Source organism: Streptomyces sp. NPDC002640 (assembly GCF_053592575.1).
This window is the reverse complement of sequence record NZ_JBSFVZ010000040.1, coordinates 11717-27543: the sequence shown is the minus strand read 5'-3', so window position 1 is coordinate 27543 and position 15827 is coordinate 11717. Positions and strand designations below refer to the sequence as shown.

Below are 15827 nucleotides of genomic sequence, written 5' to 3'. Positions count from 1 at the left end.
ATCCACCGCTCCGCACCCGAAGGGACCGCCATGACAGCCGTCCAGGACCACTCCCCCGCCCTCGCCCTGCCCGCCGACTGGGCCGGAGCCGCTCCCGCCCCCATGGGCGTCGACCAGGCCTTCAACGGCTACGTCGCCGGTACCGTCGTCCACACCCTCGACCGCCTCGGCGTGTGGGAGCGGCTCGCCGCCGACCCGCTGCTCGACCTGCGCGTCCTCGCCGCCGAACTGGGCCCCGCCGTCCGGGAACGGGTCCTGCGCGAACTCGTCCGCGCCGCCGCCACCTGCGGCTGGCTGCGGCTGCAGGACACCGACAAGGTGCTGCTGACCTCGGCGGGCCAGGAGATCATCCGCATGCGCGGCTACTTCACCTGGGGCGTCGGCGGGTACGACGAGGTGTTCACCCAGGCCCACCGCATCGTCACCGGCGAGGCCGCGTTCGGCTCCGACGTGCTCCGCGACGAGGCCATGGTCGCGCTCGGATCCGGCCAGAACGACCGCGCGTTCATGGCGGGCCTGCTGGACGACGTCCTGGCCGACGTGGACTTCTCGGTCCTCGCCGACCTGGGCAGCGGCATCTCCGCGCGGGTCTCCCGCGTCGTCGCCGACCGCCCCGGCACCCGCGGCCTGGGCCTGGACATCAGCGGCCCGGCCACCGACCTGGGGCGGCGCACCATCGCCGAGGCCGGACTCGCCGACCGGGTGGAGGCGGTCCGGGCCGACGTGCTCGACGTGTGCCACCGCGACGCGCTGCGGGACCGGCTCGCCGAGGTCGACACGGTGATGAGCTTCTTCCTGCTCCACGACCTGCTCGCCGATCCGGAGACCCGCCCGCACACCTTCACCCGCCTGCGGGAGGCGTTCCCCGCGGCCCGCACCTTCGTGCTCGCCGACACCGTGCTGCGTCCCGACAGCGCGGACGCGGCGTCGCTGCCCGTGTTCTCCCTGGGCTACGAGCTGGCGCACGCCCTGATGGGCGTCCCGCTGCACACCAAGGAGACCTACGAGGAGCTCTTCGCCGCGGCGGGCCTGGTACCGCGCCGCATCGTGCCGTTCGGCACCCCCCACTCGTGGCTGTACGTACTGGAGGCGCACTGATGCCCAAACCCCTCGCCGTGGTGCGGGAGCTGACCCCCCGCACCCGGATCGTCCTCGGCGTCAACGCCGTCAACTCCTTCGGCGGCGGCCTGGTGCTGCCCTTCCTGTGGATCTACCTCAGCGAGGTGCGGGGGCTGCCCGCCTGGGTGCCGGCGACGACGCTGGCCGTCCAGGCGGCCACCGCCGTGTTCGGCGGGCTGCTCTGGGGTTCCCTGCTCGACCGGTTCGCGCCCCGCACGACGGTGCCGCTGGTGATGGCCGTCGCGGGCGTGGGCACGGCCCTGTACGCCCAGGTCACCGGCGCGACCACGGCGATGCTCGCGGCCGTGGTGTACGGCTTCGGCATCAGCGGGGTCGGCACGGCCCTGCGGTTCCTGTACGCGGGCGCGACGTCGGCGCGGGAGAGGCAGCTCGCCTACTCCGCCGACTTCGCCGTCTTCAACGCCATGACGGGCCTGGGCGTGATGGCCGGCGGTGCGCTGGCGTCGCTCGACGTCGGCTCGCGTGCCGCGCGGTTCTCGGCGCTGTACCTGGCCGACGGGGCGACGTTCCTGCTGGCCGGCGCGGCGCTGTTCTGGCTGCTGCCGCGGGTGACCGGACAGACGGACGCGAAGGACGCGGACGAGGAGGCGACCGCCGGCCCGCGGGGCTACCGGGCGGTGCTGACGCACCGGCACATCGGGGCGCTGCTGGCGGTGCTGGCGCTGTGTTCGCTCGTCTCCTACGGGCAGTTCCGCTCCGGCCTGCCCGGCTACCTGACCATGGGCGGCGCGGTGGGCGCGGGCGGCCTCTCCGGCGTCTTCGCCCTCAACATCCTGGTCGCCGTGGCCGCCCAGGTGCTGCTGGCCGAGCCGCTGCAGCGGTTCCGGCGCAGCACCGTGCTGGCGGCCTCCGGGGCGGTCTGGGCGGTGGCGTGGGCGCTGGTGGCGGTCGCGGGGCGCAGCGGCGGCGGCGAGGCGCTGACCCTGGCGCTGGGCGGGGTGGTGCTCCTCTCCGTGGGCGAGGCGCTGGTCTTCCCCGTCGTGACGTCCCTGCTGAACGACATCGCGCCGCAGCCGATGCGGGGCCGGGTCAACGCGCTGCTGTCCGTCGCCGTGTCCACCGGTTCGGTGGCCGGCCCGGCGCTGGCGGGTGCCGCCCTGCCGGTCGCGGACGGCATCGCGCTGATGGCCCTGCTGGTGTCCGTCTGCCTGGCGGTCGTCGCCGTGTCGGTGCGGCTGCGGACGACGCTCGGCGTCACCGCGGACCTGCCCGCCGCGGACAAGGCGCCGGAGGCGTCCGGCAAGGACGAGAAGGACGACACGCGGGACGCCGTCTCCGGCCCGGAACCCGCCGCGGTCTGACGGCGGCCGCCTCCGCCGTCGTCGTCCATCGTTCCCGGCCGCCTCTGCCGTTCCCGGCCGTCTTCGCCGCCCCCTGCCTCCTTCGCCGTCCCCGCCGCTCCTAACGCTCACGCCGCTCCCGTCCGACGGAAGGTCGCCATGCCGTACACCATGAACCACTGGCCGCTCACCGGCGTCCGGGCGCGTACCTCGCGCGTCGAGCTGCGCTGGCCCTCCCCCGAGGACCTCGACGCGCTCGCCGCGTGCGCGGTGGAAGGCGTGCACGCGCCCGGCTTCATGCCGTTCTTCTCGCAGTGGACGGACGGTTCCCCCGAGGAGGTCGCCCGCCGGGTGCTGCAGCGCCACTGGAACGCGATGGCGTCGTGGAGCCCGCAGGACTGGACGCTGTACCTGGTCGTCGTCCACGACGGCGAGGTGATCGGCTCGCAGAGCCTCGGTGCGCGGGACTTCGGCGTCACCCGGGAGGTGCTGCTGACGTCCTGGCTGTCCCTGGGGCGGCAGGGCGAGGGGCTGGGCGGGCACGCCCGGGCCGCCGCGCTGGAACTGGCGTTCACCGGGCTCGGGGCCGAGGAGGCGTTCTCCGTCGTCCGCCAGGGCAACGACGCCTCCCGGGGCGTGTGCCGCAAGTTCGGGTTCGAGCACGACGGCGTCCAGGTCAACGCCGTCCGGGGCGAACGGGTGGTCAGCGACCGGTTCCGGCTCGGCCGGCTCCGGTGGGCGGCGCACCGGAGCGTCGAGACCGAGGTGACCGGCACCGGACCGGCCCTGCCCCTCTTCGGCGTGCGGGACCGGCCCGCGCCGGCCGGCGGGGCCGGTGTCCCGCGCACCCCCCTGGCGAGCGTGCTCTCCGGAGTGCGCTACGCCGAGGAGTCCGACCTGCCGGCGCTCTGAGCGCCCCCGCCCCCGCCCCGCCTCCGCCCGCCCCGCCCCCACCGTCCGTCTCCGAAGGAAGTCCGCCATGTCCGACCGTCCCGTCATCGTCGTGATCTACGACGAGGGGTCCGCGACCGTGCTCGACGTCACCGAGGGCCTGGAGCCCCTGGGCGACGTGGTGCTGGCGCTGTGGCCCTCCCCGCACACGCAGACCGTCCAGTTGCTCGCCGAGGACCTGGTGCCCGTGGTCGTGCTGAGCGAGGACCTCGAGGTGTCGGCGCGGCAGCTGCGCGCCCACCGCCCGGACGCCATCCTCACCTTCAGCGAGAAGAGGCTGCACGACACCGCGCAGCTCGCCGTCCGGCTGCGGGTCCCGTACCACTCGCCGGAGACGGTGGGCCTGCTGCGGGACAAGCACGCGCAGCGGACCCGGCTGCGGGAGCACGGCGTGGACTCCGTGCGCCACCACCGGCTGGAGGGGCCCGCCGACTGGGAGCCGGCCCTCGCCGCGGTGGGGCTGCCCGCCGTGCTCAAGCCGGCCGGCGGCCTGGGCAGCCGCAGCACCCACCTCGTCGGGACCGCCGAGGAGGGCGCCGCGCTCACCGCCGCGTTGCTGACGGGCGCCGACCCGGAACCGCTGGTGCTGGAGGAGTTCCTGCGGGGCCAGGACCGCGGCAGGTTCGGCGACTACGTGTCGGTGGAGTCGGCGGTCTCCGCGGGCAGGATCTCCCACTGGGCCGTCACCGGGAAGTTCCCGCTCTCGCCCCCGTTCCGGGAGACCGGTCAGCTGCGCCCGGCCGCACTGGCCGCCACGGAACGCGAGGACGTGCTCGAGCTGGTCACCGCGGCGCTGCGCGCCCTGGGGGTGACCCGCGGAGTCACCCACACGGAGGTCAAGCTGACCCCCGACGGGCCGCGGATCATCGAGGTCAACGGGCGGCTGGGCGGCTGGCAGGTGCAACTCGCCCGCCTCGCCGGGGACCTGGACCCCGTCACCCTGGCCGGGCGGGTCGCCCTCGGCGAGGACGTGTCGCACGTCCGGGCCGAGGACGAACGGGTGGTCTTCACCCGGTCGTTCCTGGCGCCCTACGAGGGCGGCACGTACACCGGGGTGCACGGCCTGCGCGCCGCCTCGGCCCTGGAGGGCGTGAAGCGGATCAACTGCCCCCACGCGCCCGGCGACCGGCTTCCCCCGGGCGTGCACACCTCCGAGATCGGCTGGGTGGAGGGAGTCGTCGCCGACCACGACGCCATGTTCCGGCTCGCCGAGCGGGTGGCCGAGGAGCTGTCCTTCGTGGTGGAACCGCCGCGAGAGGCCCCCGAGGCACCGCGGGAGGAACCTGGAGCGGTGACGGCGCTCGCCGGCACGACGGCGTCCTGACCGGTTCCCGGCGGCTGCTCCACCGGCGCTCTATCCGGATCGGCCACGCTCTGCGGGAGCGTGAGCGATCCGGTCCGGAAGAGGAGAAGTCATCATGGCAACCGCCGGCGTCCGCACCGACGTCCCGAAGTTCCTCCCCGTCGCGGGCCATCACCAGCCCGCACCCTTCTACCTGACGGCGGACATGTTCGGCGGGGTCCCGGTGCAGCTCGCCGGCGGCCCCATCGACCACCTGGTGGGCAAACCCGTCGCCGACCCGCACCGCCACGAGGTGGCGGAGATCTACTTCCTGGTCTCGCCCAACCCGGGCGGCGCCCGCATCGAGGTGACCGTCGACGGCGAGACGCACCGGCTCGCCTCCCCGGCGCTGCTGCACGTCCCCGCCGGGGCCGAGCACCAGTTCCTCACCCTGGAGGCGGAGCCGGGCAGCTACTGCTTCGGCATCCTGCTGGGGGACGCGGCGTGAGCGTGACCGCGGTCCGCGCGGAGCCGGCCCGGCTGCACCTGAGCGAGAGCCCGTACGGCGCCAGCCCCCTGGCGCTGCGGGCCGCCCGGGAGGCCCTGACGCCCACGGCCCGCTACCCCGACCCCGCCCGGCTCGACGTGGTCCGGGCCGTCGCCGCGCACAACGCGGTCGGCGAGGACCGGGTCGTGGTGGCCAACGGCAGCGACGAACTCGTCCTGCTGACCGCGCTGGCCCTGGGCGACCGCGGCCGGCCCGGTGTCACCACCGCCGGAACCTTCCCCGGCTACCGCGTCTGCCTCGAGGCGACGGGCCGCGGCTGCGAGGAGATCCCCCTCGACGGCACCCGGGTCGACGTCCGGGCCGTCGCGGCCGCGATGGAGCACGCCGGCCTCGTCCACCTGTGCCACCCGCACAACCCCAGCGGCGCCGTGCTCGGCCACGACGACCTCGAACTGCTCGTGGAGCGGGCCGCGGTGACCGGCACCCCCCTGGTGCTCGACGAGGCCTACCTCGAGTTCGCCCCCGCCGGCACCCCCCGGCTCTGCGACTACCTGGGCAGCGGCGCCCCGCTGCTGTCGCTGCGCACCTTCTCCAAGGCCCACGGCCTCGCCGCGCTGCGCGTCGGCTACGCCGTCGGCAGCCCCGACCTCACCGGCCGGCTGCGCGCCGCGCAGGGCACGATGCCGTTCAGCGTGAACGCCGTGGCGCAGGCCGCGGCCGTCGCCGCGCTCGAGGACACGGACCACATACCGCTGGTGCGGCGCGAGAACGCGCTGCGCCGGGCCGCGTTCCGCGCCGAACTGGAGCGCCGGGGCCGGCGGTCGCTGCCGTCCGCGACGAACTTCGTGGCGGTGCCGGTGAGCGACTCCGCGGCCGCCGAACGGCTGCTCGCCGAGGAGCACGGCATCCTCGTCCGGGACGCCGGCCGGTTCGGTTTCCCCGGCCACCTGCGGATCTCCCTCGGCCCGCAGGAGGACCTGGAGCGCCTCCTCGACGCCCTCGACGGCATCGACCCGCTCCCCTGACCGGGCGCCGCCGGTCCGGGCCGCCCCGCGGCACCGGCACGGCGGCGGCCACCACCGCCCGGGGCCGCGGGGCCGCCGGCGCGCACGCGACCAGCAGGAGAGACACACACATGACGCACGCAGTCATCGTCAGCACCCACCGGCAGTACGCGGTCTGGCCGAGCCGGTCACCGCTGCCCGCCGGCTGGGAGACCACCGGCTGGACCGGCACCGAGCAGTCCTGCCTCGACCGGGTGGCCGAGGTGTGGACCGACGGCCGGCCCGAGGCCGTCGCCCGGATCGCCGCCGAGGACGCCGCCCGGCCCGCCCCGCAGCTGCTGACGACCGACCGGCTGTGGCTGCGGGAGGCGCTGCCCGAGGAGGCCCGCGAGATCACCGACGGCGCGACGTGCGGCCTGACCTGGGTGGGCGGCGCGCCGAGCGCCGAGACCCGGGTGGCCGCCCGGATGCTCGTCCGCGCCGAGGACGCGGGCGCGCACCAGCCCGGCTGGGGCATGTACCTGTTGATGAGGACCGAGGACGCCGCGGTGGTCGGCGCCATGGGCTTCCACGGCCCGCCCGCCGACGGATCGGTGGAGATCGGCTTCGACCTGGCCGAGGCCGCCCGGGGCCACGGCTACGCCACCGAGGCGCTGCGGGAGCTGGCCCGCTGGGCCGCCACCCGCCCCGGCGTGACCACCGTCCTGGCCACCACCACCGAGGACAACCACGCCTCGCGGGCGGTCATCGAGCGCGCCGGCCTCACCCGGCTTCCCGACGGCGACGACGGGTCGCTGGTCTACCGCTTCGCCCACTGAAACGACCGGCGGGCGCGCCCTCGCGCCCGCCGGCCGGACCACCGACTGACCGGCGTGACGCCGGAGGAATCGAGGAGCAGGGTGTCCCGTTCACCCGGGGCCGGGACCGTCCCCGCAGACGCCGTCGCCGACCCCCTTCCGCAGCCGTACGCCTACCGCCGCCACCAGGCGGTCGAGCCGGACTGGCGGCGCTTCCCCGGCTGGCGGGACGTCACCGAGGCCCAGTGGCGCGACGCGCAGTGGCAGCGCGCCCACTGCGTCAAGGGCGTCGAGGAACTGCGCGCGGTCGCCGGCGGCGGACTCTCGGACGCGTTCTACGCCGACCTGGCCGCCGACCAGAGCCTGCACGCCACCATGCCGGTGCTGCTGACCCCGCACGTGCTGAACACCTTCGCGCCCGGGGAGCCGGTGAACACGGCGGCCTGGTACGCGGACCCGGTACGCCGGTACATGCTCCCGGTCGCCTCCGACCGGCAGCCGTCCTGGCCCAGCCACCCCCTGGCGTCCCGCGACTCGCTGCACGAGGCGGAGATGTGGACGGTGGAGGGCCTGACCCACCGCTACCCGACGAAGGTCCTGGCCGAACTGGTGACGACGTGTCCGCAGTACTGCGGACACTGCACCCGCATGGACCTCGTCGGAACGTCCACGCCGCAGGTGACCAAGTACCGGTTCGTGCTGCGCCCCGCGGACCGGCTGGACCGCATGATCGAGTACCTGCGGGCCACGCCGTCCGTGCGGGACGTGGTGGTCTCCGGCGGCGACGTCGCCAACGTTCCCTGGCCCCGGCTGGCCGCCTTCGTCGACCGGCTGCTGGAACTCGACTCGGTGCGCGACATCCGCCTGGCCAGCAAGGGCCTGATCGGGCTCCCCCAGCACTGGCTCGCGCCACGGGTCCTGGAAGGCGTCGCCGAACTGTCGGCCAAGGCCCGCGAGCGGGGGGTGTCCCTGGCCCTGCACACCCACGCCAACGCGGCGCAGCAGATCACCCCGCTGGTCGCCGAGGCGTCCCGGGCGCTGCTGGCGGCCGGGCTGCGCGACGTGCGCAACCAGGGCGTGCTGCTGGACGGGGTCAACGCCACGCCCGAGGCGCTCCTCGACCTGTGCTTCGCGCTGCTCGACTCGGCGGGTGTGGTGCCGTACTACTTCTACCTCTGCGACATGATCCCCGGCGCCGAGCACTGGCGGCTGCCGCTGTGGCGTGCGCAGAGCCTGCAGCGCTCGATCATGGGATACCTGCCGGGATTCGCCACCCCCCGCCTCGTCTGCGACGTGCCGTACGTCGGCAAGCGGTGGGTGGACCAGGTCGACGGCTACGACCGGCGCCGCGGCATCTCCTCCTGGAGCAAGAACTACCGGACCACGGTCGAGCACGACGACCCGGCCGCGCTGGACCGCGTGCACCACTACTACGACCCGATCCACACCCTGCCCGAGGAAGGGCGGCTGTGGTGGACCAGCGCCCGGGCCCTGGTCGGAGCGGCGTCGTGACCGCGGCGACGGCGCCCGCCGCAGCCCCCGTGACGTCGTCCGGCCTGGGCCTGCACCGGGTCCTCGCCCCCGCCGGGACGCTGCCCCAGGGGGCGCTGCGCCTGGACACCGACCCGCGGATCGGTGCGGACGAGGTCCGCGTCGACGTGACGTGCCTCAACCTCGACGCCGCCTCGTTCCGGCAGCTGCGCGAGGCCCACGGAGGCGACCCGCGGGCGTTGCGGGCCGCGGTCTGCGCGATCGTGCGGGAGCGCGGCAAGATGCACAACCCGGTCACCGGGTCGGGCGGCATGCTGATCGGCACCGTCGCCGAGGCCGGCCCGGACTCCCCGCTGGGGCTGCGGCCGGGCGACCGGATCGCCACCCTGGTGTCGCTGACCCTGACCCCGCTGGAGATCACCGACGGGCTGCGCGACTGGGACGGGCTCGGCGAGCGCATCCCGGCACGCGGCCACGCCATCCTGTTCGGCCGGTCGGTGGCGGCGGTGCTGCCCGACGACCTGCCCGACGACCTCGTCCTGTCGGTGCTCGACGTGTGCGGCGCGCCCGCGCTGACCGAACGGGTCGTCCGCTCCCGCGCGCGCGAGGGCTCCGCGCCCTCGGTGCTGGTGCTGGGCGCGTCCGGCAAGTCGGGCTCCCTGGCGCTGGCGGCCGCCCGACGGGCCGGCGCCGCACGGGTCACCGGGGTGGTGCCGGACGCCGCGGAGGCGCGGGCGCTGGCCGCGAGCGGGCTGGCGGACGAGACGGTGTGCGCCGACGCCCGGGACGCGCTCGCCGTGCACGCCCTGCTGGGCCGCGGCGGCGAACACGACGTCACCGTGGTCTGCACCGACGTCGGCGGCTGCGAACACGCCGCCGTGCTCGCCACCCGGGACGGCGGAACGGTGGTGTTCTTCTCCATGGCGACGTCGTTCCCCGCGGCGGCGCTCGGCGCCGAGGGACTGGGCCGGGACGTCACCCTCCTCATCGGCAACGGCTACCTGCCCGGCCACAGCGACCTCGCCCTGCGGCTGGTGCGCGAGGTGCCCGGGGTGCGCGCCCTGTTCGACCGCGCGGCCGGCGGCCACCGGGAAGTGACGCCGTGACCGCGCCCGTCGCCGCGATGCCGGCGAAACTCGGACTGGACGGCGCCACCGTCGCGCGGGCGCGGACACTGGCCGAACGGGCCGGGCACCCCGTGGTGGAACTGGCCCGGTCGCACACCACCGTCTCGGTCGAGCGGGCGACGCTGCGCCTGGCCGGACTGGACGGCGCCGACGCCGAAGGCATCCCCTGGGTGAACCGCCTCGTCGACGGGGTCGTCGACACCGTCGGCCTGGAGCACGGCGTGTGCCTGCCGGTGTGGGACGCGCTGCGCACCGGCCGGTACCGGAACCTGACCGAACTGGCCGCCCGGGCCGCCGCCCGCGACGTGCCCTTCCGCGTCCCCGAGGGCGCCGACGCCGACGCGGCCGCGCTCGCGGCCCGCCGGGCGGTCGCCCGCGGCATCCGGGCCATCGACGGGCAGCGCGCCGAACGGGACCGCAGGACGGGCCGGCTGGGCGACCCGCCCGCGCCGTGGATCTACCTGATCGTGGCGACCGGCGACATCTACGAGGACATGCGGCAGGCCAGGGCCGCCGCGCGCGGCGGCGCCGACGTGATCGCCGTGATCCGCTCCACCGGGCAGTCCCTGCTGGACTACGTGCCCGAGGGCGCCACCCGCGAGGGATACGCCGGCACCTACGCCACCCGGGAGAACTTCCGGCTGATGAGGGCCGCGCTCGACGACGTGTCCGAGGAACTGGGCCGGTACGTCCGCCTCACCAACTACGCGTCCGGGCTGTGCATGCCGGAGATCGCCACCCTGGCCGGCCTGGAGCGGCTGGACATGATGCTCAACGACTCCATGTACGGCATCCTGTTCCGCGACATCAACCCGGTGCGCACCTTCGTCGACCAGCGCTTCTCCCGCCAGCTGCACGCCCGGGCCGGCATCGTCATCAACACCGGCGAGGACAACTACCTCACCACCGCGGACGCGGTGGAGGCCGCGCACACGGTCACCGCGAGCCAGCTGCTCAACGAGTACTTCGCCACCGAGGCCGGCCTGACGGCGGGACAGATGGGCCTGGGCCACGCCTTCGAGATCGACCCGGACCGGCCGGAGTCGTTCCGCCTGGAACTCGCGCACGCCCTGCTGGCCCGCGAGCTCTTCCCCGACGCGCCGCTGAAGTGGATGCCCCCGACCAAGCACATGACCGGGGACATCTTCCGCGGCCACCTCCTCAACGGCTTCTTCAACCTGGCGGGAACACTGACCGGGCAGAGCATCCTCCTGGTCGGCATGATGACCGAGGCCGTCGTCACCCCGTTCCTGTCCGACCGCGACCTCGCGCTGGGCAACGTCCGCTACGTGCTCGGCGCCGCCGGCTCGCTCGCCGAGGACTTCCGCCCGCCCCGCGACGGATTCATCGTCCGGCGGGCGCACCAGGTGCTCGACGAGGCCGTCACCCTGCTCGAGGACATCTGCGAACGGGGCCTGCTGGACGCCGTCGCCCGCGGCGCCTTCGGCGGCATGCGCCGCCCCGCCACCGGCGGACGCGGCGCCGAGGGCGTGGTCCCCCGGGCGCCCGGCTACCGCAACCCGGCCGTCGAGATTCTGGAAGGAACGTGACCTCCATGGACGTCGAGCGCACCGACCCGGACGGGGCCGCCGAGCGTGCCGCCGCACCGCGCGCGACCGGACCGGTCCGCCCCTACGGCGACACCCCCGACGACGGCATGGTGCAGGTGTCGTTCACGCTGCCCCTGCCGCACGGCCCGCTGGCGGAGGGCGCCGCGCTGCGCCTGGCCCGCCGCATGGGCATCGAACGCCCGCTGCTGGTGCACGGCAAGCCCGTCGGCGGCGACCGGTTCAGCTTCTTCGTCGTCTACGGGCCCGTCGCGCACGCCGTGGACCTGGACGAGGTGGTGGTGGCCGAGCGCGACTACCCGCTGCTGTCGGTCAAGGAGGTCGACGCGGCGGTGCGCGAGCGGCTCGGCCGCAGGATGGTGGTGGTGGGCGCGTGCGTCGGCACCGACGCGCACACCGTCGGCATCGACGCGATCCTCAACATCAAGGGCTTCGCGGGCGAGAAGGGCCTGGAGGCCTGCCAGGAGATGCGCGTGGTCAACCTGGGCGCGCAGGTGCCGGTCGGCGACCTGGTGCGCCGGGCCCGCGCCGAGGGCGCGGACGCCGTGCTGGTCTCCCAGGCCGTCACCCAGCGGGACGCGCACCTGACCAACGTCCGCGAACTGAGCGCGGAGCTGCGGGTGGAGTTCGCCGAGCACGAACGCCCCCTGCTGGTGGTGGGCGGGCCCCGCTTCGACCCGGCCTCGGCCGCCGCGCTGGGCGCGGACCGCATCTTCGGCCGGGGCACCACGCCGGGCGACGTGGCCAGCTACCTGGCGCACGCGCTGCCGCGGACCGCCGCCCCGGCCCCAGCGGCGCTCGCGGAGAGCTCCGCATGACCAGGCGCACCCCGCCCGACAGGAGGACCTGATGGACGCCACCACCCCCGCCCCCGCCGACCGTCTCGACACCCGGTTCGCGGCCGTCGCGGCACGCAACGCCGCCCGCACCGCCGTGTCCGACGCCGAGGGCGAGGCGACCTACCTGGAACTGGAGTGGCTCGCCGACGACATCGCCCGGCGACTGCGGGGCCGCGCGGGACCCGGCCGGCTGGTGGCGCTGCGCGCGGCCCGCAGCCGGTACGCGCCCGCGGCCGTCATCGGCATCCTGCGGTCCGGGGCGGCCTACCTGCCGGTGGACCCCGCCTACCCGCAGGCCCGCCAGGAGTACCTGCTGCGGGACTCCGGCACGGAGCTGGTGCTGTCCGACTGCGGCCTGCTGCCGGGCGAGACCCCGGTCGCCCAGGCCGGCCGGTACGTCCTGGCGACCCGGACGGCCGACCACGCCGACGCGGGCGGGCCGCCCCGGCTGCCGGAGGACACCGCCTACGTCATCTACACCTCCGGCTCGACCGGCGACCCCAAGGGCTGCATGGTGGGCCACGCCCAGGTGCTGGCGCTGCTGGACGCGGCGATCCCCCTGACGGAGACCGGCCCTGACGACGTGTGGACGCTGTTCCACTCACTGAGCTTCGACTTCAGCGTGTGGGAGCTGTGGGGCCCCCTGCTGTACGGCGGCCACCTGGTCGTCGTCGACCGGGAGGCGGCCACCGACCCCCTGGAGTTCGCGCTGCTGCTGGCGTCCCGACGGGTCACCGTCCTCAACCAGGTGCCGTCCGCGTTCGGCAACCTCGTCGCCGAGGCCGTCGCCGAGAAGGTGCGGCTGCCCGAGCTGCGCCGGGTCGTCTTCGGCGGGGAGGCGCTGGTCCCGGCCGACGTGCGCGCCTGGTGGGCGGCGGGCACCGCCCCGAACGCGCTGCTGGTCAACATGTACGGGATCACCGAGACCACCGTGCACGTCACCTGGTGCCCGCTGGACGAGGCGGTGCTCGACGAGGCGACGGCCGGCCGCACGCCGGTCGGCCGTCCGCTGCCGCACCTGTCGGTGTCGCTGCGGGACGCGCAGGGCCGCCCCGTGCCGGCGGGCGAGCCCGGCGAGATGTGGGTGTCCGGCACCGGCGTCAGCCACGGCTACCTCGGACGGCCGGAACTGACGGCCGGCCGGTTCGTCGAGGCCGACGACGGCACGGGCCCGCACTACCGCAGCGGCGACTGGGCGGTGGCCGACGAACGAGGGCGGCTGTACTACGCGGGCCGTCAGGACGGCCAGGTGAAGCTGCGCGGGTTCCGCATCGAACTCGGCGAGATCGAGGCCGCGCTGCGCGCCGTGCCCGGCGTCTCGGGCGCGGCGTGCGTGGTGACACGCGACGGGCACGGCGAGCAGTCGCTGACCGCGTACGTCGTCGCGGACCGCGGGACGGTGCCGGGGACGGCGGTGCGGCAGGCCCTCGGCGAGCGGCTGCCGGCGCACATGCTGCCGCAGCGCGTGTGCCACCTGGACCGGCTGCCGGTGACGGCGCACGGCAAGCTGGACCGGGCGGCGCTCGCCGCGTAGACGTCGCACGATTGCGGGCCTGCGGGCCTGCGGGCCTGCGGGCCTGCTGGTCAACGGGCCTGCGGGCCCGTGGGTGAGGGCCGGAGCCGGTGGGCTCCGGCCCTCACTGCTGGCAGCCGCCGTCGGCCGCGGTCCGCGCCGCCGCCGTCTCGAGCGTCCGGGCCAGCTCCGGGGCCCCGGCCGCGGTGCCGGAGACGAGGAGCGCGGGCGTGCGACCGCCGACGGCCGCGACCAGCCGCGCGGTCTCGTACGCGGTGGCCCCGCTGCCGGAGAAGCCGAACACGGCGACGACCCGGCCGTCGTCCGCCAGTGTGCGCACCGCCTGCCGGAGGACGTGCGGGTCGGCGGGGTCCGGGTGCAGCAGGAGCACGGCCTCGGGGCCGCGGTAGGCCTCGGCGAGGCGGTCGTACAGGGTCCGCGGAACCCCGGGGCCGCGGACCAGGCAGACGGTGTCGGTGCCGGGCCCGTCGGCCGTGCGCAGCACCTCGAGCGGCGGTGCGGGCGGGGCGGACGCCCGGGGGCCCGGCGTGGGCGGGGGCGTCGTGGCCGCACCCGTGGCGGCCGCCGTGGACAGCAGGCGCAGGACGTCGGCGACGGTCGTGGTGTCGGCCTCCGTGTAGGGCAGCTCCGTCAGCAGCAGGGCGCTCGCCGCGAGGAGGTCCGCGGCGCCGGGCAGCCGCGAGGGGTCGTAGGTGGCGGTCAGGACGAGGCTGCCGTCCGGATCGTGGTGGGCGGCGAGGGTCAGCGGGAACGCCGTCAGGGCCGCGAGGGTGTCGGGCCGGCCGACGCGTACGCCCTCACCGGCGAGCGCCTCCGTCAGGGTGTCCGGGAGGCGGGGCCGCGACGCGAAGACCAGCAGTCCGCCGTCGTCCGCGGGGTCCGTGACGTCCTCCGGGCGCGACCAGGCGCGGATCTGCCCCGGGGACGCCCACTCGTACGCCGTCATGTCCAGGACGCGGTCGCGCACCTCGGTGAGGAGCGTCGCCACGGTGGAGAACGGGTCGACGCCGACGCACAGCGGCAGCGTGGTGCGCAGCGGGGCGGGCATGTTCTCCACGCCGTCGAGGAGGACGCCGCGCCCGTCCGCGCCGATCCGGAAGCTCACCGGGGCGGCGCCCCGCGCGCCCCGCGCCCGGTACAGCAGCACCGCCCACACGGCCTGCAGCGCGACGCTCTCGGTGCCGCCCCAGCGCGTGGCCCAGGCGTGCAGCCGTGCGGCCCGGTCCGCGGGCAGCCGCAGCCGGACGTGCTCCGGGGCGGCGTGCGGGGGCCCGGCCGGCCCGGTGGCCAGGGGCGGTACGTGCGAGGAGGCGCCGGGGGTCCGGGCGGTGCGGGCCCAGTGGTCGCGGGCGGGGCCGGTGTCGCGCCGGCCGAGCCATTCGGCGTAGTCCGGCAGGCCGGGCCGGCGCTCCCCGCCGGGGAGACGGCCGTGCGCCAGGTACGCGCGGTAGAACTCGCGCAGCAGCAGGCGCGCGCCGACGCCGTCCAGCAGGGCGTGGTGGTAGGTGAGCAGCACCCGGGCGGGATGCGCGCCGTGCGGGAGGCCCGGCGCCAGGACGGTCACGCGCAGGGCTGCGCCCGGCCTGCGGGGGTCGACGCCGTCACGGCGGTCGGTCTCCACCAGGTCGGCCCAGGCGGTGGACGCGGCGGGCAGGAACCGCACGTCCGCCGTGACGTGTTCGTGCACGGTGAGCAGCGGTCCCGGTCCGTCGGCGAAGGCGTCGAAGGCGGTGCGGAGCAGGCTCTCGCGGTCGGTGACGCTCTGCCAGGAGGCGCGGAACCGCGCGGCGTCCAGGGGCCCGTGCCAGGACAGGGCGAGCTGCTCGACGTGCAGGCCGGGGCGGGCGTCCGCCTCGGCGAGGAGCTCCCGCTGCAGCGGGGTCGGCAGGACGCGCGGGGAGGCGCGGGGTGCGGCCGCGGGGCGGGTGAGCAGGTCGGCGAGGAGGCCGACGGGGTAGGCGTCGCAGGCCGTCAGGCACAGCGTGTGGTGGCCAGGGCCGTGGTGCTCGATGCGGTGGCCGGGGGCGGTGGGCGCGTGGGCGGCGGCCTGGTCGAGGGCGGCCTCGATCCGGGCCCGGTCCAGCGGGCCGCGCAGTTCGAGGGCCGTCTCGCGGTGCGGCGGCCGGCCGAGGTCGGCGAGGACCGTCGTCACCTCGTCGGACGGCGGGGGCCATACATGGCGGGCGGCGGTCATGGGTTCGGGGGCACGGCTGTGCGGAGCCGCGCGAACGGCGTGCGGTGGGCACGGCGGGCTCTGCGCGCGAGCCTCGCGAACGCGTGGACGACTGCGGCGGCCCCCTTCCCTC

The 15827-nt window shown here is 75.9% G+C and carries 13 protein-coding genes; 12 read left to right on the top strand and 1 reads right to left on the bottom strand.

Translation table 11 applies throughout. The annotated features are described in order from the left end of the window. Window positions 1–30 precede the first annotated feature (30 nt). The 12 genes from ACWD3O_RS33100 (at window position 31) to ACWD3O_RS33045 (ending at window position 13521) form a co-directional block, all read left to right on the top strand. Window positions 31–1098 carry an SAM-dependent methyltransferase gene (locus ACWD3O_RS33100; RefSeq protein ID WP_451413895.1) on the top strand — a complete coding sequence of 356 codons (1068 nt, stop codon included), beginning with the start codon at window positions 31–33 and terminating at the stop codon, window positions 1096–1098. Beyond that, a complete protein-coding gene (locus ACWD3O_RS33095) occupies window positions 1098–2441 on the top strand; it encodes an MFS transporter (protein WP_451418438.1) in 1344 nt (447 codons plus the stop codon). The genes ACWD3O_RS33100 and ACWD3O_RS33095 overlap by 1 nt, the downstream gene beginning before the upstream one ends. A gap of 138 nt (window positions 2442–2579) precedes the next feature. Beyond that, window positions 2580–3332 (top strand): GNAT family N-acetyltransferase, encoded by a 753-nt coding sequence (locus ACWD3O_RS33090; RefSeq protein ID WP_451413897.1) that lies wholly within the window; start codon window positions 2580–2582, stop codon window positions 3330–3332. A gap of 67 nt (window positions 3333–3399) precedes the next feature. Further along, the gene (locus ACWD3O_RS33085) at window positions 3400–4695 is read left to right on the top strand and encodes an ATP-grasp domain-containing protein (protein WP_451418437.1); all 1296 of its coding nucleotides are present in this window, start codon (window positions 3400–3402) and stop codon (window positions 4693–4695) included. A 94-nt stretch (window positions 4696–4789) separates the two neighbouring features. After that, window positions 4790–5161 carry a cupin domain-containing protein gene (locus ACWD3O_RS33080; protein WP_451413899.1) on the top strand — a complete coding sequence of 124 codons (372 nt, stop codon included), beginning with the start codon at window positions 4790–4792 and terminating at the stop codon, window positions 5159–5161. Further along, window positions 5158–6186: a pyridoxal phosphate-dependent aminotransferase gene (locus tag ACWD3O_RS33075; protein WP_451413900.1), complete on the top strand. Its 1029-nt coding sequence runs from the start codon at window positions 5158–5160 to the stop codon at window positions 6184–6186. The genes ACWD3O_RS33080 and ACWD3O_RS33075 overlap by 4 nt, the downstream gene beginning before the upstream one ends. Window positions 6187–6296: 110 nt before the next feature. Then, a complete protein-coding gene (locus ACWD3O_RS33070; protein ID WP_451413901.1) occupies window positions 6297–6983 on the top strand; it encodes a GNAT family N-acetyltransferase in 687 nt (228 codons plus the stop codon). A gap of 81 nt (window positions 6984–7064) precedes the next feature. Next, a complete protein-coding gene (locus ACWD3O_RS33065; protein ID WP_451413902.1) occupies window positions 7065–8474 on the top strand; it encodes a KamA family radical SAM protein in 1410 nt (469 codons plus the stop codon). Beyond that, window positions 8471–9559: an L-erythro-3,5-diaminohexanoate dehydrogenase gene (gene kdd, locus ACWD3O_RS33060; RefSeq protein ID WP_451418436.1), complete on the top strand. Its 1089-nt coding sequence runs from the start codon at window positions 8471–8473 to the stop codon at window positions 9557–9559. Before ACWD3O_RS33065 ends, kdd begins: the two co-directional genes overlap by 4 nt. Further along, on the top strand, window positions 9556–11130 hold the full coding sequence (gene kamD, locus ACWD3O_RS33055; protein ID WP_451418435.1) for a lysine 5,6-aminomutase subunit alpha: 1575 nt from the start codon (window positions 9556–9558) through the stop codon (window positions 11128–11130). The genes kdd and kamD overlap by 4 nt, the downstream gene beginning before the upstream one ends. 5 nt (window positions 11131–11135) lie before the next feature. Next, entirely contained in the window at window positions 11136–11966 is an 831-nt protein-coding gene (kamE, locus tag ACWD3O_RS33050) for a lysine 5,6-aminomutase subunit beta (protein WP_451418434.1), read from the top strand. Between the two features lie 31 nt (window positions 11967–11997). Beyond that, on the top strand, window positions 11998–13521 hold the full coding sequence (locus ACWD3O_RS33045; protein ID WP_451418433.1) for an amino acid adenylation domain-containing protein: 1524 nt from the start codon (window positions 11998–12000) through the stop codon (window positions 13519–13521). Between the two features lie 103 nt (window positions 13522–13624). On the opposite strand, the gene ACWD3O_RS33040 is transcribed toward ACWD3O_RS33045, so the two are convergent. After that, window positions 13625–15715: a condensation domain-containing protein gene (locus ACWD3O_RS33040; RefSeq protein WP_451418432.1), complete on the bottom strand. Its 2091-nt coding sequence runs from the start codon at window positions 15713–15715 to the stop codon at window positions 13625–13627. Window positions 15716–15827: the final 112 nt, after the last annotated feature.